This is a genomic window from Arthrobacter sp. Rue61a (genome assembly GCF_000294695.2).
GTDB classification, from domain to species: Bacteria; Actinomycetota; Actinomycetes; order Actinomycetales; family Micrococcaceae; genus Arthrobacter; species Arthrobacter aurescens_A.
Genome location: NC_018531.1, coordinates 1,776,173 through 1,800,780, shown reverse-complemented (window position 1 = coordinate 1,800,780; position 24,608 = coordinate 1,776,173). Strand labels below are relative to the sequence as shown.

Annotated in this window: 24 protein-coding genes; 8 read left to right on the top strand and 16 right to left on the bottom strand. The window is 61.3% G+C overall.

The features are described from left to right. The first annotated feature begins 27 nt into the window (after positions 1-27). Complete coding sequence (locus ARUE_RS08255) at positions 28-789, top strand: DUF4191 domain-containing protein (RefSeq protein WP_014921379.1); 762 nt, start codon at positions 28-30, stop codon at positions 787-789. A gap of 87 nt (positions 790-876) precedes the next feature. Here the strand turns inward: ARUE_RS08255 and ARUE_RS08250 are convergent, their stop codons facing one another. Next, on the bottom strand, positions 877-1,314 hold the full coding sequence (locus ARUE_RS08250; RefSeq protein WP_014921378.1) for an RDD family protein: 438 nt from the start codon (positions 1,312-1,314) through the stop codon (positions 877-879). Positions 1,315-1,626: 312 nt separating this feature from the next. Between ARUE_RS08250 and glnA (ARUE_RS08245) the strand changes: the two genes are divergently transcribed. Further along, complete coding sequence (gene glnA / locus ARUE_RS08245; protein WP_011774448.1) at positions 1,627-3,051, top strand: type I glutamate--ammonia ligase; 1,425 nt, start codon at positions 1,627-1,629, stop codon at positions 3,049-3,051. A gap of 70 nt (positions 3,052-3,121) precedes the next feature. On the opposite strand, the gene ARUE_RS08240 is transcribed toward glnA (ARUE_RS08245), so the two are convergent. From ARUE_RS08240 to ARUE_RS08230, 3 genes are all read right to left on the bottom strand, one after another. Next, on the bottom strand, positions 3,122-3,472 hold the full coding sequence (locus tag ARUE_RS08240; RefSeq protein WP_011774442.1) for a hypothetical protein: 351 nt from the start codon (positions 3,470-3,472) through the stop codon (positions 3,122-3,124). A gap of 101 nt (positions 3,473-3,573) precedes the next feature. After that, on the bottom strand, positions 3,574-3,789 hold the full coding sequence (locus ARUE_RS08235; RefSeq protein WP_043471114.1) for a hypothetical protein: 216 nt from the start codon (positions 3,787-3,789) through the stop codon (positions 3,574-3,576). Between the two features lie 32 nt (positions 3,790-3,821). Continuing rightward, positions 3,822-4,436, bottom strand: coding sequence for a GNAT family N-acetyltransferase (locus tag ARUE_RS08230; RefSeq protein WP_014921376.1), 615 nt, complete (start codon positions 4,434-4,436; stop codon positions 3,822-3,824). Positions 4,437-4,498: 62 nt separating this feature from the next. Here ARUE_RS08230 and ARUE_RS08225 point away from each other — a divergent pair, with 62 nt between their 5' ends. Continuing rightward, positions 4,499-5,989, top strand: a complete 1,491-nt coding sequence (locus ARUE_RS08225; protein WP_014921375.1) for an arylsulfatase — start codon at positions 4,499-4,501, stop codon at positions 5,987-5,989. Here the strand turns inward: ARUE_RS08225 and ARUE_RS08220 are convergent. Together ARUE_RS08220 and glnA (ARUE_RS08215) are read right to left on the bottom strand one after the other, a co-directional pair. Next, positions 5,977-8,988 carry a bifunctional [glutamine synthetase] adenylyltransferase/[glutamine synthetase]-adenylyl-L-tyrosine phosphorylase gene (locus ARUE_RS08220; RefSeq protein WP_014921374.1) on the bottom strand — a complete coding sequence of 1,004 codons (3,012 nt, stop codon included), beginning with the start codon at positions 8,986-8,988 and terminating at the stop codon, positions 5,977-5,979. The two genes, ARUE_RS08225 and ARUE_RS08220, sit on opposite strands and share 13 nt — an antisense overlap. A gap of 9 nt (positions 8,989-8,997) precedes the next feature. Next, positions 8,998-10,338, bottom strand: a complete 1,341-nt coding sequence (glnA, locus tag ARUE_RS08215) for a type I glutamate--ammonia ligase (protein WP_011774437.1) — start codon at positions 10,336-10,338, stop codon at positions 8,998-9,000. A 190-nt stretch (positions 10,339-10,528) separates the two neighbouring features. Here glnA (ARUE_RS08215) and panB point away from each other — a divergent pair, with 190 nt between their 5' ends. Further along, on the top strand, positions 10,529-11,434 hold the full coding sequence (gene panB / locus ARUE_RS08210) for a 3-methyl-2-oxobutanoate hydroxymethyltransferase (protein ID WP_011774436.1): 906 nt from the start codon (positions 10,529-10,531) through the stop codon (positions 11,432-11,434). Between the two features lie 9 nt (positions 11,435-11,443). Here the strand turns inward: panB and ARUE_RS23700 are convergent, their stop codons facing one another. Then, complete coding sequence (locus ARUE_RS23700; RefSeq protein ID WP_011774435.1) at positions 11,444-11,608, bottom strand: SPOR domain-containing protein; 165 nt, start codon at positions 11,606-11,608, stop codon at positions 11,444-11,446. A 108-nt stretch (positions 11,609-11,716) separates the two neighbouring features. Between ARUE_RS23700 and map the strand changes: the two genes are divergently transcribed. The 3 genes from map (at position 11,717) to ARUE_RS08195 (ending at position 14,258) form a co-directional block, all read left to right on the top strand. After that, the gene (gene map, locus ARUE_RS08205) at positions 11,717-12,595 is read left to right on the top strand and encodes a type I methionyl aminopeptidase (RefSeq protein ID WP_014921373.1); all 879 of its coding nucleotides are present in this window, start codon (positions 11,717-11,719) and stop codon (positions 12,593-12,595) included. Positions 12,596-12,667: 72 nt separating this feature from the next. Continuing rightward, positions 12,668-13,471 (top strand): polyphosphate--glucose phosphotransferase, encoded by an 804-nt coding sequence (gene ppgK / locus ARUE_RS08200; protein WP_043470023.1) that lies wholly within the window; start codon positions 12,668-12,670, stop codon positions 13,469-13,471. A gap of 7 nt (positions 13,472-13,478) precedes the next feature. Further along, positions 13,479-14,258, top strand: coding sequence for an SDR family oxidoreductase (locus tag ARUE_RS08195; protein ID WP_014921372.1), 780 nt, complete (start codon positions 13,479-13,481; stop codon positions 14,256-14,258). Between the two features lie 60 nt (positions 14,259-14,318). On the opposite strand, the gene nrdR is transcribed toward ARUE_RS08195, so the two are convergent. The 3 genes from nrdR to ARUE_RS08180 all read right to left on the bottom strand — a co-directional run bounded on the left by nrdR (position 14,319) and on the right by ARUE_RS08180 (position 16,896). Continuing rightward, on the bottom strand, positions 14,319-14,819 hold the full coding sequence (nrdR, locus tag ARUE_RS08190; protein WP_011774431.1) for a transcriptional regulator NrdR: 501 nt from the start codon (positions 14,817-14,819) through the stop codon (positions 14,319-14,321). Between the two features lie 174 nt (positions 14,820-14,993). Beyond that, the gene (gene hisD / locus ARUE_RS08185; protein ID WP_014921370.1) at positions 14,994-16,358 is read right to left on the bottom strand and encodes a histidinol dehydrogenase; all 1,365 of its coding nucleotides are present in this window, start codon (positions 16,356-16,358) and stop codon (positions 14,994-14,996) included. Positions 16,359-16,362: 4 nt separating this feature from the next. After that, complete coding sequence (locus tag ARUE_RS08180) at positions 16,363-16,896, bottom strand: hypothetical protein (protein WP_014921369.1); 534 nt, start codon at positions 16,894-16,896, stop codon at positions 16,363-16,365. Positions 16,897-17,009: 113 nt separating this feature from the next. Here ARUE_RS08180 and ARUE_RS08175 point away from each other — a divergent pair, with 113 nt between their 5' ends. Further along, positions 17,010-17,510, top strand: coding sequence for a flavin reductase family protein (locus ARUE_RS08175; RefSeq protein ID WP_011774428.1), 501 nt, complete (start codon positions 17,010-17,012; stop codon positions 17,508-17,510). 15 nt (positions 17,511-17,525) lie between these two features. On the opposite strand, the gene dnaE is transcribed toward ARUE_RS08175, so the two are convergent. From dnaE to ARUE_RS08145, 6 genes are all read right to left on the bottom strand, one after another. Beyond that, entirely contained in the window at positions 17,526-21,083 is a 3,558-nt protein-coding gene (gene dnaE, locus ARUE_RS08170) for a DNA polymerase III subunit alpha (protein ID WP_043470021.1), read from the bottom strand. Positions 21,084-21,140: 57 nt separating this feature from the next. Next, positions 21,141-22,067: an RluA family pseudouridine synthase gene (locus tag ARUE_RS08165; protein ID WP_043470019.1), complete on the bottom strand. Its 927-nt coding sequence runs from the start codon at positions 22,065-22,067 to the stop codon at positions 21,141-21,143. Beyond that, entirely contained in the window at positions 22,060-22,668 is a 609-nt protein-coding gene (gene lspA, locus ARUE_RS08160; RefSeq protein WP_011774425.1) for a signal peptidase II, read from the bottom strand. The genes ARUE_RS08165 and lspA overlap by 8 nt, the downstream gene beginning before the upstream one ends. Before the next feature lie 131 nt (positions 22,669-22,799). Then, positions 22,800-23,498 carry a DivIVA domain-containing protein gene (locus ARUE_RS08155; protein ID WP_011774424.1) on the bottom strand — a complete coding sequence of 233 codons (699 nt, stop codon included), beginning with the start codon at positions 23,496-23,498 and terminating at the stop codon, positions 22,800-22,802. A 156-nt stretch (positions 23,499-23,654) separates the two neighbouring features. Next, positions 23,655-23,942, bottom strand: coding sequence for a YggT family protein (locus ARUE_RS08150; protein ID WP_011774423.1), 288 nt, complete (start codon positions 23,940-23,942; stop codon positions 23,655-23,657). Between the two features lie 107 nt (positions 23,943-24,049). Further along, positions 24,050-24,586: a cell division protein SepF gene (locus ARUE_RS08145; protein WP_011774422.1), complete on the bottom strand. Its 537-nt coding sequence runs from the start codon at positions 24,584-24,586 to the stop codon at positions 24,050-24,052. Positions 24,587-24,608: the final 22 nt, after the last annotated feature.

Here is a 24,608-nt window from a genome sequence, read left to right as displayed (position 1 = left end):
GCGTACATCACGTAGAATTAAGGCACTATGGCGAACTCCCCTGATTCCAGCAATTCGACCCCCTCGGCCGACGCACCCAAGCGTGGGCTGTTCCAGCGCAAGCCCAAGGAAGCCAAGGCCAAGAAGCCGAGCCAGCTGAAGCAGATCGCTGAAGTCTTCAAGATGACCCGGCGAAATGATCCGCAGGTTGTCTGGATCATGGTGCTGGCATTCCTTGCAGTGGTTGCCGTGGCCTTCCTCATCGGCTTCCTGCTGGAGAACTGGGTCACCGGCCTGATCATTGGTATCCCGCTGGGTCTTCTTGCGGCCGTCTTCATTCTTTCCCGCCGGGCTGAGAAGGCTGCCTTTGCGCAGATTGAAAACCAGCCTGGCGCTTCCGGCGCGGCGCTGGGTACTCTTCGCCGCGGTTGGGTCACCCAGGATCAGCCTGTTGCCGTCAACCCCCGCACCCAAGACGCTGTGTTCATGGCCATTGGTCGCCCCGGCGTCGTCCTCGTCAGTGAAGGTCCCACCCACCGGGTCAAGCCCTTGGTAGACGCAGAGCGCAAGCGCCTCGCGCGTATTCTGCCCAATGTCACCATCCACGTCTTGGAATCCGGCCGCGGCGAAGGCCAGGTGCCACTGAACAAACTTGCCAAGACCATGGGCAAGCTAAAGAACGAACTCACCAAAGTAGAGGTCAACGCAGTTTCCAAGCGCATCAACTCCCTTGGTAACCGTCTGCCCATCCCCAAGGGCATTGACCCCTACAAGGCCCGTCCGGACCGCAAGGCCGCCCGCGGACGCTGATCCCACATCAAAAAACCGCCCCTGTCTTCTGATGTAGAGACAGGGGCGGTTTTTGTTTAAGTCGCACTAAGAACAAGTCATGGGGTGCTACATCCTGATGAGGATGGTGTTCATCGCTTTGTCGTGCAGGCCTCGCTGATCGGGATCGAAGACCACTGCCGGGATGACCAGGCAGAGCAGGAGAGTCCGCACCACGGCGGCCAACGGTCCTGCGGGACCGCCACCCAATCGAACCACGTGGATGCCGGCCAGCCTGTGACCGATGCTGTAACCCAACGTTCCGATCAGGAGGATCTGCTCCACGGCAAAGATGGCCAACGTTGCCCACGGGTTTCCCCCGAAGGCAAAATTGCTGATCACCAGGGCGATCGTCCAGTCCACCATGATGCCCAGAATGCGCCGTCCGGCTCGCGCCATGGAACCCGGGCCGGATTCGGGCAACCCGAGCCGTTCACCAGGATATTTGGAGATTCCGGATGTGTCCGGGCCGCTCAGCCAGGAGCCTATGTCTTTTCGATCTACCACACTCCAAGCCTAACGGCTGGCATGCTTGGTGACCGACCGCGAGACCTCTGATGATGGACGCCTACCGCCCGGGTGTTCGCCCAGCGGACCGGCGTGGACCGGAGACAGGAAAGCCGACTACCGTTTACACGACAGATGATTCTGTAACCTGCCGGAAACAATACTGACACCCCCGGGAAATCCCATCTCCCTAAGGTGGTATGAGTTGCCAGCCACCATGGCACGGGGAACTTTTTGTGTCTCCCGACCCTTGGTATGGGCTGCACCACGCGGCCTTCCGGGCCTGTTACTTGATATGCATAAGGAGCATAGATGTTCAAGACTGCGGACGAAGTCCTCAAGTTCATCAAAGACGAAGACGTCAAATTCGTCGATATCCGCTTCACCGACCTTCCTGGTGTCCAGCAGCACTTCAACGTGCCGGCCAAGAGTGTCGACCTCGATTTCTTCGTCCACGGCCAGCTCTTCGACGGATCTTCAATCCGCGGCTTCCAGGGCATCGCCGAGTCCGACATGCAGCTCATCCCGGATGTGACCTCGGCTTTCATCGACACCTTCCGCATTGAGAAGACGCTCGCACTGAACTTCTCCATCGTGAACCCCCGCACCGGTGACCCGTACCACCGCGATCCCCGCGGCGTGGCAGAGAAGGCTGAAGCGTACCTGGCATCCACAGGCATCGCCGACACCGCGTTCTTCGCTCCCGAAGCCGAATTCTTCGTCTTCGACAACATCCAGTACGAGTCCTCCCCGCAGGGCAGCTTCTACAAGATCGACTCTGAAGAAGCACACTGGAACACCGGGCGCAAGGAAGAGGGCGGAAACCTCGGCTACAAGACCCCCGTCAAGGGCGGTTACTTCCCGGTCTCCCCCACCGACAAGCAGGCCGACCTTCGCGACGCCATGTGCATCGAGCTGGACAAGGCCGGCCTTGAGGTCGAGCGCTCCCACCACGAAGTTGGATCCGCCGGCCAGGCTGAGATCAACTACAAGTTCACCACGCTGACCGCGGCTGCTGATGACCTGCAGAAGTTCAAGTACATCATCAAGAACACCGCAGATGCTTGGGGCAAGTCCGTCACGTTCATGCCGAAGCCCGTCTTCGGTGACAACGGCTCGGGCATGCACTGCCACCAGTCGCTGTGGAGCAACGGCGATCCGCTGTTCTATGACGAGAAGGGCTACGCCGGCCTTTCCGACACCGCTCGCTGGTACATCGGTGGCCTGCTGAAGCACTCTTCCGCAGTCCTGGCCTTCACCAACCCGACGGTTAACTCCTACCGCCGCCTGGTCAAGGGCTTCGAAGCTCCGGTGAACATGGTCTACTCGCAGGGCAACCGCTCCGCTGGTATCCGTATCCCGATCACGGGCACCAACCCGAAGGCCAAGCGCATTGAGTTCCGCGCGCCGGACCCCTCATCCAACCCGTACCTGGCGTTCGCTGCACAGCTGATGGCCGGCATCGACGGTATCCGCAACCGCATTGAGCCCCCGGCTCCCATCGACAAGGACCTCTACGAGCTCCCGGCCGAGGAAGCCAAGGACATCCCCAAGGCTCCGGGCACTTTGGAAGAAGCACTTGAAGCCCTGCGCGAAGACAACGAGTTCCTCCAGGCCGGCGGCGTCTTCACCCAGGACCTCATCGATACTTGGATCGACTACAAGTACGAGAATGAGATCCGCCCGCTGTCACTGCGCCCGAACCCCTACGAGTTCGAGCTCTACTACGGCGTCTAATACCACCACGTAACAAAGAGGCCAGCCTCAGTCTGTACGGACTGAGACTGGCCTTCTTTGTGGGTTCGGACTACTCGGACTTGCCTTGGTCGCGATCCCTGAGATTCTTGGTGATGTCGTCCAGCTTCTCCTTAACGAAACTGGCTGCTTCCGAAAGCCCCTTTTCCGCGCTGCCCAGCGGGTCCAACTGAAGATACACGTTCTTATCGATGGGCAGGTCGTATTCGTCTTTCAGATGAGTACCACCGGCAACTCCGTCGAGGGACAGGTACACAAGGGCTTCAGTCCTTGCGATGCCCGCGATCGTGCCGAAGACGACGGTGAAATCATTGGGCTGAAAGCTCACAGAATGGCCCACGTGACGCCGATCCAGCTCTCCGGCGGGAATGGCCTTCTCCGACGGATTTCCGTTGTATTCCATGTACTTCCCCTATGCGTTGAGAACAGATACACAAGAAGTCTATAAGGATACTTAGCGTGCGGGGGGCGGTTGCGGCGGCGCACCCCTGGGCGAACGGCGCGTTACCGCTTTCCGTACTTTTTGTGCACTGCTTGCTTGCTCACCCCGAGGCAGAGCGCGATCGCTTCCCACGACAAGCCTGATTGCCGGGCGGCGCGCACCAGCGAAGCCTCGGCTCGGCCCACTTCCTTCTGCAACTCCGCAACGGCGTACAGCGCCTCAGCCGGGCCCATGCCGTCCATTGATCCCACTAACGTTTTCATCCGGTCCACCTCCATGCCGTCAACCATAGTTGACGGTATAGTGAGCGTCAACTTTCATTGACGTCACTAGGTTCAGCGGGCGCTGAGACCTCCGGCAAGAAAGCCTTGTACATGGTCCGCTGTGGACCCGCGCTACCACCCAGGTAACGCCCCGCGTCCTTGAATCCGGCTTTCGAGTACGCCGCCAACCCTGCCGGATTACGCTCGTTGACAGAAAGCACGACGCCGGCCTGCCCGCCTCCCAGCCTGGCCGTCACCTTTCGCGCTTCCTCCACTGCGGCCCGCGCAGCCAGGGTACCGAGGCCGCGCCCTTGGCTTCTTGTGTCTATCAGGAATCCCCTCAACAACCACACCGACTCGTCGTCGGGCCAGCCCGCGAGCATGGCCGCGCCGGACTGGAGGGTCAGCACACCAACAGCAACTCCTCCTGACTCAATGACGTACGGGAGGCGAGACTCTTCTTCCAGGGAAATGAGCATCATACGCAGCGGATCCCCGACGAAGTCCCGCTGCTTTGCTTCCACAGCCAACTCCGCAACTGCCCCGAGCTGAATGGCGCGAGCGTCGTCGTCGAGCATTTTGAGGGGAATCAGCCAGACATCGCCTTGCCCACTGTGATCACTCTCGATCGAAAACACGCCATCCGAGTCATATTCAAGCATTCGCAGAAGTTCTCCTATTAGGGTTGTCTCAACCGTTTCCGACGACCAAGGGACCACTTCCGATGAGCAAGCCCAACGTCATTCTCATTTGCGTCGATGAGTGGAGGGGCGACTGCTTGTCCTCGGACGGCCACCCCTATGTGGAGACACCGCACCTGGACGACCTTGCCCGAAACGGTGTCCGGTTCTCCAAGGGCTATTCTGCTACACCGTCATGCGTACCTGCCCGCGCGGCATTGTTTACCGGCCAATCACAGGAAAGGCATGGCCGCGTCGGGTACAACGACGGCGTACCTTTTCATGCCGTCCATCCAGTGACCCTGCAAGGCGAATTCAGGAAAGGCGGCTATCACACCCAGGCCATCGGAAAGATGCACGTGTGGCCGGAACGCTCCAGGCTCGACTTTGATGACGTTGTCCTGCACGACGGATACCTTCACCATGCCAGGCAGGAACACCATCAGAACTTCGCCATGTTTGATGACTACGTGCCGTGGCTCCGACGACAACCCGGGATGGGTCCGGACGCCGAGTATTTTGATCACGGCGTCAATTGCAATTCGATTGTCGCCCGTCCTTGGGACAAAGCCGAGAATCTGCATCCCACGCATTGGATCGGCACGCAGGCCATCGAATGGATGCACCGGCGCGATCCTGTAAAGCCCTTCTTCCTCTACCTTTCCTTTCACCGCCCGCACCCACCGTACGATCCGCCGTCGTGGGCCTTCGAACAGTACCTCAACATACCGGCGTATGAACCGGTGGAAGGTAACTGGGAACAGCACTGGGACGAGCATCGGCAGGACGGAAACTACCAAGCCAGCTACGGCAGGATCCCTGACCACGTTGTCCACAGAGCCAGGGCGGGCTACTACGGGCTGATGGCCCAGATCGACCTGCAGGTCAACCGGATCAAGGAGTCACTGGCCGACTTCGGCCTGCATGACAACACCGTGATCGCCTTCACCAGCGACCACGGCGAAATGATGGGTGATCACCATATGTTCCGCAAGGCGGTCCCTTACGAAGGATCCGCCCGGGTACCGTTCATCATCGCCAATTCCCCGTCCGCTCAGCAGGCCGCACGCGGAACGGTGGTGGACCACGTGGTGGAACTCAGGGACATCATGCCCACGCTGTTGGACCTCGCCGGGTTGCCCATCCCGGATTCCGTGGACGGAGAATCACTGGCAAGCATCGTCCGGGGCGAGAGCACCGGAGCCGTCAGGGATGTCCTTCACGGCGAACACGTGTACTGGGGCCAGAACCTGCACTGGTTGACCGATGGCCACCACAAATACATTTGGGGTTCCGGTGAAGGGACTGAAGAACTGTTCAATCTCGACGCCGATCCCCAGGAGAGGAAAAACCTCGCCCAAGCGCCTGCTTACCTCGGTGAACTGCTGTCATGGCGCCAACGAATGGTGGAGACACTTAAGGACCGCGAGGAGGGATACGTCATTGACGGCGCGTTGACGCCAGGAGCCGCGGTGGTCGCCATGCTGCGGCATGCCCGGGAAAAAGCCTCCGCCGCCACGCCTCAGTTGCCGTAGAACTCTTTCTCAAAAACGCCCCTGGCGCGACGACTAAGCCTCAGATAGTCCTCTTCGAAGTGGCCCGCGTTCCCGGGTTCGTATCCGCACCAGCGTGCCACGGCCTCGAGGTCCTTGCGCGATGATGGCAAAAGATCCGATGCCCGTCCCGTCACAATGACATTCGCGGAACGAATGCGGCTGGCGAGTCTCCACGCTTCCCGCAGGAGCTGGGCGTCGTCTTCAGCGATAAGTTCCAGCTTTTCCGCAGCAGCCAGGGCGTCCAGAGTGGACGAAGTCCGCAGCTCCGGGTGCTTGCCTGCATGCTGGAGTTGAAGCAACTGAACCAGCCATTCGACGTCGCTCAGGCCGCCTCGGCCAAGCTTGACGTGCCTGGCGGGATCGGCGCCACGAGGCAGACGCTCGGACTCCACCCTGGCCTTGATACGGCGGATCTCCCGGACGTCCTGCTCCGCGAGTTGCTCGGGGTACCGGATGGGATCGATGAGGCGTACGAAGTCGTCGGCAAGATCGTCCGAGCCTGCCATCGGGCGGGCCCGCAGCAGTGCCTGCGCCTCCCAAGTCAGGGACCACCGTCGGTAGTACTCCGCATAGGAGTCCAGAGACCGCACCATGGCACCGTTCTTGCCCTCGGGCCGCAGGTCGGCATCCACCATGAGCACTCGTTCGGCCATGATCGCGGGCTTGAGCGGCTGGGTGAGGAAGCTGGAAAGCTTGGCGACGATCGCCGTCGCCTGTTCCTGGGCCTCAGCATCAGTGAACCCGGGACGGGCACGGTGCACGTAGATGACGTCCGCGTCCGAGCCGTAGCCGATCTCGCGGCCACCCTGCCGGCCCATCGCCACCACCAGGACATCGGTTTTCAAAGGACCAGTCGCCGCAATGACGGACTCCGCTACATGCAACGCCCCTAGAACGGCTGCCCGGTCCGTCTCGGCCAAGGCCAGTCCCACGGCATCCTGGTCCAGCAACCCGGCACTATCCGCGACCGCGGTGCGCAGGATTTCGCGACGCCGGATCAACCGGATCAGCCTCATGGCACTCTCGGGATCCTCATGACGGGAAAGCTTGGACCGGATTTCCTGCCACTGGGCTTCAAAAGGAACCGGTGCCAGTTCTTTGTCGCTGCCCAGCCAGGCAACGGACTCCGGCGATACTTCCAACAGGTCCGAAATCAGGCGGGAATTAGCCAGCACCTGGCAGAGTCGCTCGGCTGCCGCTTGGGAATCCCGGAGCAGGCCCAAATACCAGTGGGTGGTTCCAAGGGCTTCGCTGACCCTACGGAAGGCGAGCAGTCCGGCGTCGGGATCAACGCCCTCGGCGAGCCACCCCAGGAGGATCGGCAGGAGCTGCCGCTGCAGTGCCGCACGCCGGCTGACGCCCGCTGTGAGTGCTTCGATGTGCCGCATGGCACCTTGGGGGTCCACGTAACCAAGCGCTGCAAGACGACCTTGGGCTGCCTCCGGGCTGAGCTTCGCGTCCTCGCTGCTCAGCTTTGCCGCGGTGTTGAGCAGCGGCCTGTAGAAGATCCGCTCGTGAAGTTCGCGGACGGCCTTCTTGGTTTTTTGCCAGGTGGCCATCAGCTGGTCGGGATGGGGTCGCTCCAGCGCAAACGGACCCAGGACGGCCTTTGCAAGGAAGCGCTGGGCATCCTCGGTGACAGGCATGAGGTGGGTTCGACGCAGTTGGAACAGCTGAATTCTGTGTTCCAGGAGACGCAAATAGCGGTAGGCATTGTCGAAGGCCGCTGCGTCAGTCCGGCCGATGTAACCACCGGCAGACAACGCCGCAATAGCAGACGTGGTGTCACGGCACCGAAGTGACTCGTCGGACTTTCCGTGTACCAATTGCAGCAACTGCACCGTGAATTCAACATCGCGGAGGCCACCGCGCCCCAGCTTGATTTGACGCTGTTCTTCGGCTGCCGGAATGTAGTCGGTCACCCTGCGGCGCATGGCCTGGACCGACTCCACAAAGCCCTCACGTCCTGCGGATGCCCAGACCAGCGGTTCCACGGCCTTCTCGTAGCGCTGACCGAGTTCCTGGTCGCCGGCAATGGTCCGCGCCTTCAGCAGTGCTTGGAACTCCCAACTTTCGGCCCACCGGGCGTAATAGCTCAAGTGCGAGGGAAGGGTGCGAACCAGCGGCCCGGACTTTCCTTCCGGACGAAGATTGGCGTCGACTTCCCACAGGCCTGGTTCCGGCGCAGAAGAGGAGATCGCCCTGGAGATACCGGACGCGAGGGCGGTGCCTATAGTGGACGCGCGTGCGTCGTCCACCTCCCCTGCCTCGATGACGTAGATGACATCGACGTCGGAAATGTAGTTCAGCTCCCGGGCGCCGCACTTACCCATGCCAATGACGGCAAGCCCGATGTCTGCGATCTCGGCTGCGTCGAACTGGGCTGCAGCTTCCGCCCGGGATACCGCGAGGGCGGCCTCAATGGCAGCACCGGCGAGATCTGCCAACTCGGCACCAACTGCAGGCATGAAGTCCGTTGGTGATGCCGCGCAGATGTCCTTGATGGCAAGCTCCGTCAAACCGCGGCGGTACGCGCTCCGCAAGGCTGCGTATGCCGGCAGGCCGGTTATCCCGGCCACCGGGCGCTGGGCGCCGGGCTCTGCTTTCACGGAGCGCAGCAGCATCGCCCGGAGCTCTTCATAGGATGCTTGGAGCGGCTCCGGACTGACCCGGACATTGAAGACATCCAGATGCTCCGGCCGGCGCATGAGAAACTCCCCCAGCGCCTCCGAGGCACCCAGGAGCCGATACATAGGCTCGCTGGTGTCCTGATCAGCCGCAGCCAGCTTCTTTAGCCCCGGATTCTTCTCAATCAGCCTTACCAGGGACTGGAGAGCGGTATCCGGGCTGGCCGACAAGGACAGCCCGGCGAACAAGGCGTCCTCGTCGATCCCGTCAAGTTCCGGGGCAGCAAGAAACCGTTCGCCCTTTTCGAGGTCACTGAATCCGGCTGAGATGAGCCGACGCGCGAGGCTCATTGGCCCTGCCTAGAGAATGCCGAGGTTGCGCTGCAACTCGTACGGGGTGACCTGAAGGCGGTAGTCCTGCCACTCTGCACGCTTGTTGCGCAGGAAGTGCTCGAACACCTGCTCCCCCAGAATCTGGGCCACCAGTTCGGATTCCTCCATGGCGCGAATGGCATCGTGGAGGCTGGCCGGCAACGGCGCATGCCCCATGGCCCTGCGCTCCGCAGTGGTCAGCGACCAGACGTCGTCTTCGGCTGCAGCCGGAAGTTCATAGCCTTCCTCAATACCCTTCAAGCCGGCACCGAGAAGTACGGCGTAGGCCAGGTACGGGTTGGTTGCGCTGTCGATGCCCCGGTATTCGATGCGTGCGGACTGGCCCTTGCCGGGCTTGTACAGCGGAACGCGCACCAATGCCGAGCGGTTGTTGTGGCCCCAGCTCAAGTAGCTCGGTGCCTCGCCGCCGCCCCAAAGGCGCTTGTAGGAATTCACGAACTGGTTGGTGACCGCCGTGAACTCCGGGGCGTGCTTCAGGATTCCGGCAATGAACTGGCGCGCCGTCTTGGACAGCTGGAACTCGGCTCCGGCTTCGAAGAACGCGTTGGTGTCGCCTTCGAAGAGCGAGAAGTGGGTGTGCATGCCGGAACCGGGGTGGTCCGTGAACGGCTTGGGCATGAAGGTGGCGTACGTGCCCTGCTGAAGGGCGACTTCCTTGATGACCGTGCGGAACGTCATGATGTTATCCGCGGTCTGGAGGGCATCCGCATAACGGAGGTCAATCTCGTTCTGGCCCGGACCGCCCTCGTGGTGGCTGAACTCCACGGAGATGCCCACGGACTCGAGCATGGTGACGGCGGTACGGCGGAAGTCCTGCGCTACGCCGCCCGGTACGTGGTCAAAGTAGCCGCCTTCGTCCACGGGAACAGGAGCACCGTCAGGGCCCAACTCCTTGGACTTCAACAGGTAGAACTCAATCTCGGGGTGGGTGTAGCAGGTGAAACCCATGTCGGCGGCCTTGGCAAGGGTCCTCTTGAGGACGTTGCGGGGGTCCGCCGCAGAGGGCTCACCGTCGGGAGTGAGGACGTCGCAAAACATCCGCGATGTCTGCTCGGTCTCGCCACGCCACGGCAGGATCTGGAAGGTGGAGGGGTCCGGCTGCGCGAGCATGTCCGACTCGAACACGCGGGCGAGGCCCTCAATGGCGGAACCGTCAAAGCCAAGGCCCTCTTCAAAGGCGCCCTCAACTTCGGCGGGCGCAAGCGCCACCGATTTAAGCGAACCCACGACGTCGGTGAACCACAAGCGTACGAAGCGCACGTCACGCTCTTCGATCGTCCGCAGAACGAACTCTTGCTGGCGGTCCATAGGGCCTCTTTTCCGGTTCAGTGTCCATGCCGCTGGTTTCAAGGGATAGAAGCCACGGCAGCTCAGCCTTCACTCTACTAAGAGTTCCGTGCTAATGCCGCAGCGGAAGCTCCGCGTAACACAGCGTTTACATAAGGTGACGCCCGGCACACTGGTGGCAGCCTCCGTCGGCACCGCTTAGGCTCTATCCATGGCCCCGAGCAACCTTCCTGAGTCCACCACGCCCGCCGAAGTTCCCGCACCCTACGGCACCGGTCCAGCAGCAGCGGCGCAAGCGGCATCAGCAGCCGGCAGGAAGCCGATCAGCAGGGTCCGGATTCACCACCTGCAGCAGGCCAAGGACAACGGCGAACACTTCGCCATGCTGACGGCATATGAGCAGTACACCGCTGAAATCTTTGACCAGGCGGGAATCGAAGTCCTCCTGGTGGGCGACTCGGCTTCCAACAACGTGTACGGCAACGAGACGAGCCTTCCCGTCACCGTGGACGAGCTCCTTCCCCTCACACGTGCCGTGAGCCGGTCGGCGAAGCGTGCGCTGATCGTGGCGGACCTGCCTTTCGGCAGCTACGAGGTTTCCCCCGGGCAGGCAGTGGCCACCGGAGTACGGTTCCTGAAAGAAGGACTGGCGCACGCGGTCAAGATTGAGGGAACCGCCTACTACGCGGACACTGTGAGGGCCATGGTCCAGGCAGGCATTCCCGTCATGGCTCACATCGGATTCACACCGCAAAGCGAACACTCCCTTGGCGGCTACCGCGTCCAAGGCCGCGGCGATGACGCCCAGCGGCTCGTGGACGACGCCGTCGCGTTGCAGGACGCCGGCGCCTTCAGCGTCCTCATGGAAATGGTGCCTGCCGAGACAGCAGCCGCCGTCGACGCCGCACTGCGGGTGCCCACCGTCGGTATCGGCGCTGGCAAGACCACCACCGGCCAGGTTCTCGTATGGCAGGACATGGCAGGTTTGCGGGGCGGCAAAATGGCCAAGTTCGTCAAGCAGTACGCAGACCTTCGCACCACGCTGAGCGATGCCGCTGCCGCCTATGGTGAGGATGTCCGGTCCGGCCAGTTCCCCGGACCGGAGCATTCCTTCTAGGCATCCTGGCTAGTCGTCATCCTGGGCATCCCAGGCATCATTGCGTGCTTTGACCTTTTCCAAGGCGTGCTCGGCTTCTTCCCTGGTTTTATAAGGGCCAATCAGCTGGGTCCAATCGGACATCGCGTCCTCTTCGATCTCATGCGTCTTGACGTTGTACCAGTACTCCGTCACGTCTCCTCCTCGATCCTCGGGCCCTTCAACGCGTAACGTTGGCGGGGTCACAGGAACCCGGCCACACTTTGTTACTTACGTCTCTTGTGTGCCTTATATGATCAATCTATGCCTTCTCTTGCTTCGACTGCACCCATTGGCGCCCTCACCCCGGGAACCATCAGCCCTGAACGACCCGTACCGGCGTCGATTCCCAGGCCCGAGTACGTCGGCAAGAAAGCACCCGCCAAGTTCACAGGCTCCGAGGTGAAGTCTCCGGAGACCATCGAGAAGATCCGGATTGCCGGGAAGATCGCGGCACAAGCGATCGTGGAGGTAGGCAAGCACATTCAGCCCGGCGTCACCACGGACCACTTGGACAAAGTAGGGCACGAGTTCCTTCTGGACCACAACGCCTACCCGTCCACGCTCGGCTACAGGGGCTTCCCCAAGTCCCTGTGCTCCTCGCTCAACGAGGTCATCTGCCACGGAATCCCTGACTCAACCGTGGTGCAGGATGGCGACATCCTGAACATTGACATCACTGCCTTCATCAACGGCGTGCATGGGGACACTAACTACACTTTCCTTGTTGGCGACGTGGACGAAGAATCCCGTTTGCTGGTTGAGCGTACGCAGGAGTCGCTCAACCGGGCCATCAAGGCCGTGGCCCCTGGCCGCGAAATCAACGTAATCGGCCGTGCCATCCAGTCCTACGCCAAACGCTTCGGCTATGGCGTAGTACGGGATTTCACCGGCCACGGCGTGGGTGAGGCCTTCCACACCGGTCTCATCATTCCGCATTACGACGCAGCCCCGGCGTACAACACCGTGATCGAGGCAGGCATGGTGTTCACCATCGAACCCATGCTGACGCTCGGCACCATCGAATGGGATATGTGGGCCGACGACTGGACGGTCGTCACCAAGGACCACAAACGAACGGCCCAATTCGAACACACCCTGCTGGTCACCGAGACCGGCGCGGAAATCCTTACCCTTCCCTGAGCTCTCCGGAAGGTCCTCGCAGCCCGGGCGGCTGCGCCATGCCCATCCCCTCCTGCCATGATCGGAAATGCATTGTCCAAGAAGGATGAGAAGACCCATAAGAACGCCCCTTTGATCGGTATCGACATCGGCGGCACCGGCATCAAGGGCGGCATTGTCGACCTGAAGAAGGGCAAGCTGATTGGCGACCGCTTCCGCGTTCCCACTCCGCAGCCCGCCACTCCGGAGGCCGTGGCCGAGGTTGTCGCCCAAATCGTTGAGGAACTCTCCAGCCGCCCCGACGCTCCGGCAGCCGACTCACCCGTGGGTGTCACGTTCCCCGGCATCATCCAGCACGGCGTAGTCAACTCTGCGGCAAACGTCGACAAGACCTGGCTCGGCACCGACATCGATGCCGCGTTCACCAAGCGCCTCGGCCGCCCCGTAGAGGTCATCAATGATGCCGACGCGGCCGGCCTCGCTGAAGCCCGCTACGGAGCCGGCGAGGGCGTGGACGGCACTGTCCTGGTGATCACACTGGGTACCGGCATAGGATCGGCCTTCATCTTCAACGGACAGTTGGTCCCCAATGCCGAGCTCGGCCACCTTGAAGTGGACGGACACGACGCCGAGACCAAGGCATCCGCCGTGGCACGCGAACGCGATGGCCTCAGCTGGGACGAGTACGGGGTCCTTCTCAACCGCTACCTCCAGCACGTGGAGTTCCTGTTCTCCCCCGAACTCTTCATTGTGGGTGGCGGCATTTCGAAGCGCTCCGACGAGTACTTCCCGCACCTCGAACTGCGGACCAAGATCGTCACCGCCAAATTGAAGAATGACGCCGGCATCGTCGGTGCCGCTCTCGAGGTCGCTTTGCACCACAAGCTCGCGAAGTAATCGCGGCATGACAGGCAGCAGGACCGGTAGCCGGAACGGCAAGCCCGACGTCGCGATCGTCACCGGCGCCAGCCGTGGGATCGGAGCCGCCGTGGCACAGGCCGCGGCGGCCGCCGGGTATCACGTCATGGTCAATTACTCGGCGGATGGCCAGGGCGCGGAGACGACGGTTAACGACATCCTGGCCCACGGAGGGAAGGCCCGTGCCATACAAGCCGATGTCAGCCAACCGGACGACGTCGTGCGTATGTTCGACGAAGCCGCTGGCTGGGGTCCTCTGACCGCCGTCATCAACAACGCCGCCATCACGGGGAACCTTATCGGCACGCTCGTGGAAGTTCCGGCGGAGACCGTGCAACGGGTTGTTGATGTCAACGTCGCGGGAATGATCTTCATGTGCCAAGAAGCAGTTCGGAGACTCTCCACGGACAATGGCGGCATCGGTGGATCCATCGTCAACATCTCCTCCACAGCCACCAAGGCCGGGTCCCCCGGAACTTGGGTCCACTACGCGGCCACCAAGGGCGCAGTAGATGTCTTGACGGTAGGTTTGGCAGCCGAAGTGGCCAAGCAAGGTATCCGGGTCAACGCCATTGCCCCTGGAAGCACCAACACCGGCCTTCATGCAGCGGCCGGAATGCCGGACCGGGTGGAGAGGCTCAACCCAACCATACCGATGGGTCGCGGAGCCGAACCGGAAGAGGTGGCTGCGGCCGTGATGTGGCTGATGTCGGAGGACGCCGGCTACATTACCGGAGCAGTGCTTCCCGTGTCAGGCGGGCGCTAGACCCGATCCCGGATTGTGCCGGTGGTGGCTGCGGCTTCCCCTCCGCTGCCGCCACCGGAGCTAGAGTTGGCTCTTTTCTGAACCTGTGGCTTTTTTGGCGCCTGCCTTGGCCGCTTCTGCCTCATGGCGAAGCAGCGAGATGGCCGACTCGAAGTCTTCCAAGGATTCGAACGCCTGATAGACACTGGCAAAACGAAGGTACGCCACTTCATCAAGCTTCCGGAGCGGTCCTAGAATGGCAAGGCCCACTTCATGGGCATCGATCTCCGCCGCGCCTGAGGAACGAATATTCTCCTCGACTTCCTGGGCCAGCATGGCAAGATCGTCCTCGGTGACAGGGCGTCCCTGGCATGCCTTGCGGACTCCGCTGATGACCTTGATCCGGCTGAACGGCTCGCCGACGCCCGACCTCTTGATCACGGACAAGCTGGTGGTCTCCACTGTGGTGAAGCGGCGTCCGCATTCCGGGCACTGGCGGCGGCGGCGAATGGAGGAGCCGTCGTCTGCCATGCGGCTATCGACGACGCGGGAGTCGGGATTCCGGCAGAACGGACAATACACGCTGGGCCTCCCCTGACAGCTCCGGCACGGAATCGATGCGGCAGGACGCCGGATACGCAAAAGGTGCCGGAAGTTTCACTTCCGGCACCAGTTTACGGTTCGCCACACCGTAATGACAAGCGTGTAATTACTACATGTAGTGGTGTGTGCCCATATATGTAGTGTTTTGCGCCCCTAAGCGAAGCGAATTCGGACAGCGTCACCGTGACCCGGCAGGTCTTCGGCGCCCGACAGGCTCACAATGTGTCCGCTGACTTGCTCCAACGCAGCGCGGTCATAGTTGATGACCTGGACTGCCCGGAGGAACGTGGTGACGTTGAGGCCCGAAGAGAATGCCGCGGTTCCGCTGGTGGGCAGCACGTGGTTGGAACCTGCGCAGTAGTCCCCCAGGCTCACCGGGCTGAAGTCGCCCACGAAGATCGCGCCCGCGTTGCGGATCCGCGATGCAACAGTGGGTGCGTTCGCCGTCATGATCTCCAGGTGTTCAGCGGCGTAGGCATTGCAAACCGCGATCCCCTGCTCAAGATCATCCACCAGCACCGCACCGGACTGTGGTCCGGACAGCGCCTCAAGGACGCGGGCACTGTGCTTTGTTGCAGCGGCCTGCCGTGACAGTTCAAGCACGACGGCGTCAGCCAGTTCCGCGGAGTCCGTCACCAGGACGGAAGCTGCTTTGGGATCGTGCTCCGCCTGGCTGATGAGGTCGGCGGCCACCAACGGGGCCTGCGCCGTGGAGTCGGCGAGGATGGCGATCTCAGTGGTTCCAGCCTCGGAGTCGATGCCCACCACACCCTTGACGAGTCGTTTGGCTGTGGCCACAAAAATGTTTCCGGGGCCTGTAACCACGTCAACAGGCTCAAGGGGCAGTTCATCGTCGGTTCCCGGGATTCCGTAGGCAAACGACACAATGGCCTGCGCACCACCGATGGCGTACACCTCGTCGATGCCCAACAGCTTCGCTGCGGCCAGGATGGTGGGGTGAGGTAGGCCACCGAAGTCTTTCTGCGGAGGAGAGGCCAGTGCAATGGACTCAACGCCGGCGGCAACTGCGGGGACGACATTCATGATGACTGATGACGCCAAAGGGGCGAGTCCGCCGGGAACGTAGAGCCCAACGCGTCCCACTGGTATCCAGTTTTGGCTGACGACGGCGCCGTCGCCAAGTTGTACATCCACATTGGCGGGCCGCTGCTGGTCAGCAAACTGGCGGGCGCGCTTGATGGACTCCTCCAGGGCTGCACGGACCTTCGGATCGAGATCGGTCAGCGCTTGGGTGAGGGCCTCCGCCGGAACCCGGGGGTGGGACTGCACCACGCCGTCGAACTTCTTTGCCAGCTCACCCAAGGCGGCGAAGCCCCGGCTGCGGACATCGGCAATGATGTCCAAGACCTTCTGCTCCGCGTCCGCCATTGTCTGATGCTGCGCCCTTGGCACAGCTGCGCGAAGTTCCGCCAACGAAAGGTGGCGGCCCCGGAAGTCGATGCTTCGGAAGTTCAGGGCGTCAGTGGTGGGGGCGGAAGTATCCGAGGAAGTGGTCACCCCGCTATTTTACGGTCTTCTTTGACAGAACCCCGAACAGCGCCAGAACGAACGTGATAAACGCGATGGCAGCAGGCCATAGAACCAGTACAGCGTAGGAGCGGAGCGTAAAGCCAAACCCTGGGCCAAGTGCCGGATCCGGCGCTGGCCCCAGCAACTGGGCGGCGAGCAGCCCGACCAACCACGCGATGAGAGCGCCCAAAGCACCTCCGATGAGGGCGAAAGCCAGACGCCTGCCGGCTCCGTCACCCTGCAGCTTTCCGTCCAGCATGACGCCGGTGAGGCACCCTGCAAGGAGCATCAGAGCTCCGAGGACCAAGTCGCGCGGTAGCCAGGAATCAGGATTTGCCGCATTCGCCAGATCCGGATTGCCCGAGACCAGATTCAGCCCACCCGGAGCCAGAAGCCACCAGAGCACGCCGGCAACCACACCCGAGGCCGCCGGAAGGACCAGCCAGAGGACGTCTTTCGAGCGCCACCGCTTGGAGTCGGACATCGGATCTGCAACGGCTGGGTCGTGCACGGTGGGCTCGGTCATGCAACTCACATTAACAAAGGTTCACGCCGACTCAACAAAAATGTGGGGCTCGCAGTTCGGGAGGAATACTCTGAAGGAGAGAAGTGCAGCCCCGATTCAGGAGAAAAACCGACGTGCCAAGCGAACCATCCGGCTTCGAGCAGACGTTCAGGGAGATGTTCCGTCGGCATGCCGCAGGAGTAGCCATCATCACGGCCAACCTCAACGGAAGCCCCTTTGGTTTCACCGCCACCTCCGTGGCTTCCCTGTCCGCCGAGCCTCCCCGCTTCACGTTCAACATGGCCAGGAGCTCCAGTTCCTGGCCGGCTGTGGCCAATGCGGAGTACATAGGAGTCCACATGCTGGGGCTGGAAAACCAAGCCCTCGCCAATCGCTTCGCACGGACCCGCGACCGCTTCGACGGCGACCACTGGGAACCAGGTCCCCACGACGTGCCCATTCTCAAGGACGTCAGCGGCTGGCTCGTGGGCAGGATTCAAATGCGTCTGTCTTTCGAGAACAACGCCGTTGTGGTGGTCGAAGTTGTCGACGGGCAAGTTGGCGATAACGGTACTCCCCTGCTTTACCACAGCGGCAGCTATAGCAAACCCACGCCGATCGACTATGAAATCTAGTCGAAGCAGCGAGATTTAGTTATCCAGGCAGGCAGGTCCCAGCAGGACCTTCAAGTCGCCAAAGAGTGATGGACTGGGATTCACTCGCATGTGAACCGGCAAGCCCATGACTTCCACCTTCGTATCACCCATCAATTTGAGCCGGACCTCTGAGTTTCCGCGGTGGGTGCGCAGCACATCACGCAGGTCCGTCACTACTGCCTCGGTAGCCTTGAACGTAGGAATGGTGATGACCACGGGACCGTTCACGCTTTCACTGAGGTCCGGGACGGAAAGCTCCATGCAGTTCAACGTGACCGCTCCGTCATCGCGGCGCTGGAGCCGGCCCTTGACCACAACGATCAAGTCTTCAGCCAGGACCGAAGCGATGGGCCCGTACACCTGGCCGAAGAACATGACTTCCATGGAAGCGCCAAGGTCTTCGATTTCTGCCCGGGCGTAGGCGTTTCCGCTGGCCTTGGCGATCCTGCGGCTCAGCGAGGTGATCATGCCCGCAATGGTGACTATAGCGCCGTCGTGCGGTCCGTCCTCGGCGATAATCGACGTAATGGACTGTTCCGCGTGCTGGCTGAGGACGCCCTCAAGTCCCTGCAGCGGATGGTCCGAAACGTAAAGTCCCAGCATGTCCCGTTCAAAGGACAGCTTGTCCTTCTTCTCCCACTCGGGCAGGTCCGGAATTTCCGTTGTCAGCGATGCCTCCGGCTCCTGGTCTTCAAAGCCTGCGAAGAGATCGAACTGGCCAATGGCCTCGTTGCGCTTGAGCGTGATCACGGAATCGATGGCTTCTTCATGGATCATCGCCAAAGCACGCCGGTGATGGCCGAGTGAGTCGAACGCTCCGGCTTTGATCAAGGATTCGATGGTGCGCTTGTTGCACACCACGGCAGGCACCTTCAGGAGGAAGTCTTTGAAGGACGTGTATTTGCCCTCGGATTTTCGGGCGGCCACCATGGCATCCACCACGTTGACACCCACATTGCGGATGGCGCCCATGCCGAAGCGGATATCCGTTCCCACTGGGGTGAAGTTCAACGATGATTCGTTGACATCCGGCGGGAGGACCGTGATGCCCATTCGACGGCACTCGTTGAGGTAAATGGCGGACTTGTCCTTATCGTCACCCACGGACGTCAGCAGGGCGGCCATGTACTCCGGCGCGTAGTGCGCCTTCAAATAGGCCGTCCAGTAGGAGATGACTCCATAAGCTGCCGAGTGGGCCTTGTTGAAGGCGTAGTCGGAGAACGGGAGCAAAATGTCCCACAGCGTCTTAACGGCGGCCATGGAGTAGCCGTTATCCTGCATGCCTTGGGAGAAGCCGGCAAACTGCTTGTCCAGCTCGGACTTCTTCTTCTTACCCATGGCGCGGCGGAGGATGTCGGCTTGGCCGAGCGAGTAACCCGCCAGCTTCTGGGCCACAGCCATAACCTGCTCCTGATACACGATCAGGCCGAAGGTGCCGCCAAGGATTTCCTTGAGCGGTTCTTCCAACTCCGGGTGGATGGGAATGACTTCCTGGATCCCGTTCTTACGCAGGGCGTAGTCGGTGTGGGCGTTGGCGCCCATGGGCCCGGGACGGTAGAGCGCAAGAACTGCGGAGATGTCTTCGAAGTTGTCAGGCTTCATGAGCTTGAGCAGGGACCGCATGGGGCCGCCGTCCAGCTGGAACACACCCAAGGTGTCACCGCGCGCCAGGAGCTCATAGGACGCAGCGTCGTCGAGTTCCAGGTTTTCCAGGTCCAGGTCAACGCCGCGGTTCATCTTGATGTTTTCCAGGGCATCCGAAATGATCGTCAGGTTTCGGAGGCCCAGGAAGTCCATCTTGATCAGGCCAAGGCCTTCGGACGTCGGATAGTCGAACTGGGTGATGACCTGGCCGTCTTGGAAGCGGCGCATGATGGGAATGACATCGATGATGGGGTCCGAGGACATGATGACGCCGGCGGCGTGAACACCCCACTGGCGCTTCAGGCCCTCGATGCCGAGCGCGGTCTCGAACACCTTGGCGGCTTCGGGATCGGTAGCGATCAGCTGGCGGAAATCCCCGGCTTCGCTGTAACGCTTGGATTCCGGGTTCTGGATGTCCGCCAAGGGAATGTCCTTGGCCATGACGGCAGGCGGAAGGGCTTTGGTCAGTTGCTCCCCCATGCTGAACGGATATCCCAGCACACGTGAGGAATCCTTGAGCGCCTGTTTGGTCTTGATGGTTCCGTAGGTGACGATCATTGCCACGCGCTCGTCGCCGTACTTCTTGGTGACATAGTCAATCACCTCGGAGCGGCGGCGATCATCGAAGTCGACGTCGAAGTCGGGCATGGAAACGCGGTCCGGGTTGAGGAAGCGTTCAAAGATGAGGCCGTGCTGCAGGGGGTCGAGGTCGGTGATGCGCATGGCATAGGCCACCATGGAGCCTGCACCGGATCCACGGCCGGGACCCACGCGGATCCCGTTGTTCTTCGCCCAGTTGATGAAGTCGGCAACCACCAGGAAGTACCCGGGGAATCCCATGGAGGTGATGACGCCGAGCTCGTAGTCCGCCTGCTTGCGGACCTTGTCCGGAATACCCTGCGGATAGCGGTACTTCAGGCCGGTATCTACTTCCTTAACCAGCCAGGAGGTCTCGTCTTCCCCGGGAGGACAAGGGAAGCGTGGCATGTAGTTGGCGCCGGTGTTGAACGAAACTTCGCAGCGCTCGGCGATGAGCAGCGTGTTATCGCAGGCCTCCGGGTGATCACGGAACAGCTCCCTCATCTCCTGCGGAGACTTCAGGTAGTAGCCGCTGCCGGAGAACGCGAAGCGGGAACCCCCGTTGTCATACGTCGGTTCCAGGAGCGTGGAACCGGACTGGATAGCCAACAAGGCCTCGTGGGCCTTGGCGTCGTGTTCGTGCGTGTAGTGAAGGTCATTGGTGGCCACCAGCGGAAGGTTGAGTTCCTTGGCCAGGCGCAGGAGATCGCCGGTAACGCGCCGCTCAATGTCCAGCCCGTGGTCCATCAATTCACAGAAGTAGTTTTCTGCTCCGAAAATGTCACGGAACTCCGCTGCGGCTTCGACGGCCTCGCGGTATTGGCCGAGCCGCAGCTTGGTCTGAACTTCTCCGGAAGGGCACCCGGTGGTGGCTATCAAGCCCTCGGAGTAGGTGTTGAGCAGTTCCCTGTCCAGCCGGGGCCACTTACCAAAGACAGAGTCCAAGGAGGCAATGGATGACGCCCTGAACAGGTTGCGCATGCCTACGTTGTTATAGCTCAGAAGCGTCATGTGGGTGTACGAGCCACCACCCGAGACATCGTCCTTGCGCTGGCTTTCGTCGCCCCAGCGCACGCGTTCTTTGTCCCCGCGGGCGGTACCAGGGGTTACGTAGGCTTCGACGCCGATGATCGGCTTGATGCCCTTGTCCGTGGCCTTGCGCCAAAAGTCGAATGCGCCGAACAAATACCCGTGGTCCGTGGTGGCCAGCGCCGGCATGCCCAAGCGTTCGGTCTCATCGAACAACTCACCGAGCCGGGCGGCTCCATCCAGCATGGAGTATTCGGTGTGGGTGTGCAGGTGGACGAACGAATCATTGCTGGAAGTCACCACGACAGTCTACCGTCCCGTCTCAGACAGAAGTCGGACCCGGGCAGTGAATCCTGTCTATGCGGAACCTGTAGCCAGCAGATCCAAGGCGTACTGGAGGTCGGCCGGGTATTCGCTGCTGACTTCAACCCAATCGCCCGTGCGGGGGTGAATGAATCCAAGTTGACGGGCGTGCAGCCATTGTCGGGTCAGCCCCAGGTTCGCAGCCAGCCGCGGGTCCGCACCATAGGTGAGATCTCCGGCACACGGATGCCGCAACGCGGAGAAGTGCACGCGGATCTGATGGGTGCGGCCGGTTTCCAGATGCACTTCCACCAGGGTTGCCTTACCGAAGGCCTCCAGGACCTCGTAGTGGGTCACTGAGGGTCGACCGTCCTCGATGACGGCGAAACGCCAGTCATGGCCCGGGTGACGTCCGATCGGCGCATCAATGGTGCCCTCGAGCGGATCAGGCAGCCCTTGAACCACTGCGTGATAGACCTTCTCCACGGTGCGTTCCTTGAAGGCCCTCTTCAGCACGGTGTAGGCATGCTCGGTTTTGGCCACCACCATGACACCCGACGTGCCCACATCCAGCCTGTGTACGATACCCGCCCGCTCCGGAGCCCCTGACGTCGAAATCCTGTACCCGGCGCCGGCGAGGCCTCCCACCACTGTGGGACCTACCCAGCCGGGAGAGGGGTGGGCAGCAACCCCCACAGGCTTGTCGATGACAACGAAATCCTCGTCGTCCAACAGGATCTTCAGGCCTTCCACAACTTCCTCCACGACTTCCAAGGGATCCGGCCGCTCGGGAACCGTGACATCAAGCACTGCGCCGGCAACGAGCTTTGCCGATTTACCCAGGGGAACTCCGCCGCTGGTGACGTTTCCCTCGGAAATCAGCAGCGCCGCCGCGGACCGGGAAATGTCCAGAAGCCGGGCAAGGCCGGCGTCAACGCGGGCCCCGGCCAGCTCTTCGGGGACCACCACGGATCTACTCACCAGCAGGCTCCCCGGTAGTGCCGCCGGCAGGCTTGGCATCCTTGGCCGGCTTGGGCGCGGCCACATGGCGCGTCCCGTCCATGCCCACGCCTCGCAGCGTCAGGAGACAGATAATGACGACGCCGGACACCACGGCCGAGTCTGCGATGTTGAAGATGGCGAAGTTTGGCAATTGGATGAAGTCCACCACGTGGCCCATGGCAAAGGACGGCTCCCGGAAAAGGCGGTCGGTCAGGTTGCCGAGGGCACCTCCCAGCAGCAGTCCCAGCGACAGCGCCCACCAGGCAGAGCCCAACTTTCGCAACTGAAAGAGGATGGCCACGGAAACGGCTGCCATGACGATGGTGAAGATCCACGTCACGTTCTCGCCGATGGAAAACGCCGCCCCGGAGTTACGGATGTAGTACCAGTGCAGCAGCGGCGGCAGCACTGGAATGCGCTCACCCTCCGTCATGGTGCTGGTCACCCAGAGTTTGGTGAGCTGGTCAAAAACGTAGGCGAACACGGCGAAGCCGGCAAAAAGCCAAAGCATGGCAGGACGCCACTTGCGGCGCCCGGCAGGCGTCGGCTGTGTGGATTCAGCGGTGAAGTCGTCGGTCATAGTGCTTTCATTCGGGAAGCGTGGTGGGCTGCTGTCAGTTTCCAGCTGCCTTCAGTTTTTAGCTGATGTCAGCTTTAACAGCGAAAGCCGGCGGCCGAGGAGTCCTCAGCCACCGGCTTTCAGAATACTTGCTAAACGTCGGCCGTTGCTTCGCCAACCTCAGGGGCAGCGACGGAACCACGGGCGTCGAGGTCGCGGAGCTGACCTTCGATGTAGGCCTTCAGGCGTGAACGGTAGTCGCGCTCGAAGCCACGGAGCTGCTCAACCTTGCGCTCGAGAACGGAGCGCTGCTGCTCAAGGGCACCAAGGATCTTGCGGGACTTCTCCTGGGCGTCGTTGACGAGGCTGGAAGCCTCGATCTGAGCCTCGGCAATGATCTTTTCCTTCTGCTGCGCACCGTCGGAAACGTGCTTGTCGTGCATCTGCTGAGCCATCGCAAGCAGGCCTGCAGCGGACTCAGCGGAAGGGGTGACGCCGTTGCTTGCAGCGGGTGCCTTGGGAGCTGCAGCGGCAGCTGCAGCCTGCTCGGCTTCCTTCTTCTTGGCAGCTTCGGCGGCCTTGGCTTCGGCTTCAGCCTTTGCCTCGGCTTCCTTGTCAACCTTGACCGGGGCCGGAACCTTCTCGACAACAGGGGCCGCAGCCGTTGCTGCGGGAACAGCCGATCCGGCTTCGCCGAGCTTCTTGCGAAGTTCGTCGTTCTCCTGGTTCAAGCGGCGAAGTTCCACAACGATCTCGTCGAGGAAGTCATCAACCTCATCCTGGTCGTAGCCTTCGCGGAACTTGGTCGGCTGAAAGCGCTTGTTGACAACGTCTTCTGGCGTCAAAGCCATCTGGTCACCTCGTTGGTCTAGTTAGTCAGTAGGCCTTCCGGCCGTTCAAAACTACGGTACCTAAATATCATCTTGTTCCTCCAATTCAACACCATCGTGTTGATTTGGAGAATTTGCGGCCTATGGACCATCGGTGGCCCGGGTTCCGCGGAGCAGCTACGCCAAGCTGTTGGTTACTGCCATGGCAATGCTGACGGCAATAATCAGGATCAGGAAGCCCAGATCCAAGGATATTCCGCCCAGTTGGAGGGGTGGTATCAGTCTACGGAGCCGGCTGAGCGGAGGATCCGTTACGGAGTAGACCACATGAGCTGTAACCAACGCCACACCCCTGGGACGCCACTGGCGGGCGAACATCTGGACCCATTCGAAGATGAGCCGGATGATCAGGGCAATGAAGAACAGCAACAACACAATATAGATAAGGCCGAAAACAATGCCCACGAGTTAGCTCAGATCTCCCACTTGTTCCGGAATGCGGATCGGTCCCTACTATTGCAACACAGATGCCAGGCAGGTTGACCCGCCTGGCATCCGCGAAAAGACTGTTGTCAGCTCTGGTTGAAGAAACTGGCCTGCGTTTCGCTGGCCTTCTTGTCATCACCGATGACCTCAACATACGACGGCGACAGCAGGAAGACTTTGTTGGTCACCCTTTCGATGCTGCCGTGCAGGCCAAAAACAAGGCCGGCTGAGAAGTCCACGAGGCGCTTGGCATCAGCTTCACCCATATCGGTGACGTTCATGATGACTGGAATGCCATCCCTGAAGCTCTCACCGATGACCTTTGCATCATTGTATGAACGCGGGTGAACGGTGGTGATCTGCCTCAGGCCCGAGGCATCTTCGCGGCTGGACGCCGCACGCTTGATGGGTGTCACGGGTGCGCGGTATTCCTCTTCGGCATCAACAGTGGGCATTTCACGGACAACTTCCCGGACGGGAGCAGGCGCACGGCGCTCTTCCCGTTCCTGTGCCTGGGGGCGTTCTTCGTCGTGGTGCGTGGCGACGGACTGCTCAGATTCGTAGTGTTCATCGCCGTCGGCGAGCCCAAGATAGATCATTGTCTTGCGCAGAGCGCCAGCCATGGTGCACTCCTATCAGTTCTGC

Coding starts and splice junctions, on each gene's coding strand:
- ARUE_RS08240 (WP_011774442.1), bottom strand. CDS start 3,472: ATGGAATACAACGGAAATCCGTCGGAGAAGGCCATTCCCGCCGGAGAG.
- lspA (WP_011774425.1), bottom strand. CDS start 22,668: ATGACCGACGACTTCACCGCTGAATCCACACAGCCGACGCCTGCCGGG.
- panB (WP_011774436.1), top strand. CDS start 10,529: ATGGCCCCGAGCAACCTTCCTGAGTCCACCACGCCCGCCGAAGTTCCC.
- ARUE_RS08255 (WP_014921379.1), top strand. CDS start 28: ATGGCGAACTCCCCTGATTCCAGCAATTCGACCCCCTCGGCCGACGCA.
- map (WP_014921373.1), top strand. CDS start 11,717: ATGCCTTCTCTTGCTTCGACTGCACCCATTGGCGCCCTCACCCCGGGA.
- ARUE_RS08230 (WP_014921376.1), bottom strand. CDS start 4,436: ATGCTTGAATATGACTCGGATGGCGTGTTTTCGATCGAGAGTGATCAC.
- glnA (WP_011774437.1), bottom strand. CDS start 10,338: ATGGACCGCCAGCAAGAGTTCGTTCTGCGGACGATCGAAGAGCGTGAC.
- ARUE_RS08220 (WP_014921374.1), bottom strand. CDS start 8,988: ATGAGCCTCGCGCGTCGGCTCATCTCAGCCGGATTCAGTGACCTCGAA.
- ARUE_RS08180 (WP_014921369.1), bottom strand. CDS start 16,896: ATGACCGAGCCCACCGTGCACGACCCAGCCGTTGCAGATCCGATGTCC.
- ARUE_RS08225 (WP_014921375.1), top strand. CDS start 4,499: ATGAGCAAGCCCAACGTCATTCTCATTTGCGTCGATGAGTGGAGGGGC.
- glnA (WP_011774448.1), top strand. CDS start 1,627: ATGTTCAAGACTGCGGACGAAGTCCTCAAGTTCATCAAAGACGAAGAC.
- ARUE_RS08195 (WP_014921372.1), top strand. CDS start 13,479: ATGACAGGCAGCAGGACCGGTAGCCGGAACGGCAAGCCCGACGTCGCG.
- ARUE_RS08155 (WP_011774424.1), bottom strand. CDS start 23,498: ATGGCTTTGACGCCAGAAGACGTTGTCAACAAGCGCTTTCAGCCGACC.
- ARUE_RS08145 (WP_011774422.1), bottom strand. CDS start 24,586: ATGGCTGGCGCTCTGCGCAAGACAATGATCTATCTTGGGCTCGCCGAC.
- ARUE_RS08235 (WP_043471114.1), bottom strand. CDS start 3,789: ATGGAGGTGGACCGGATGAAAACGTTAGTGGGATCAATGGACGGCATG.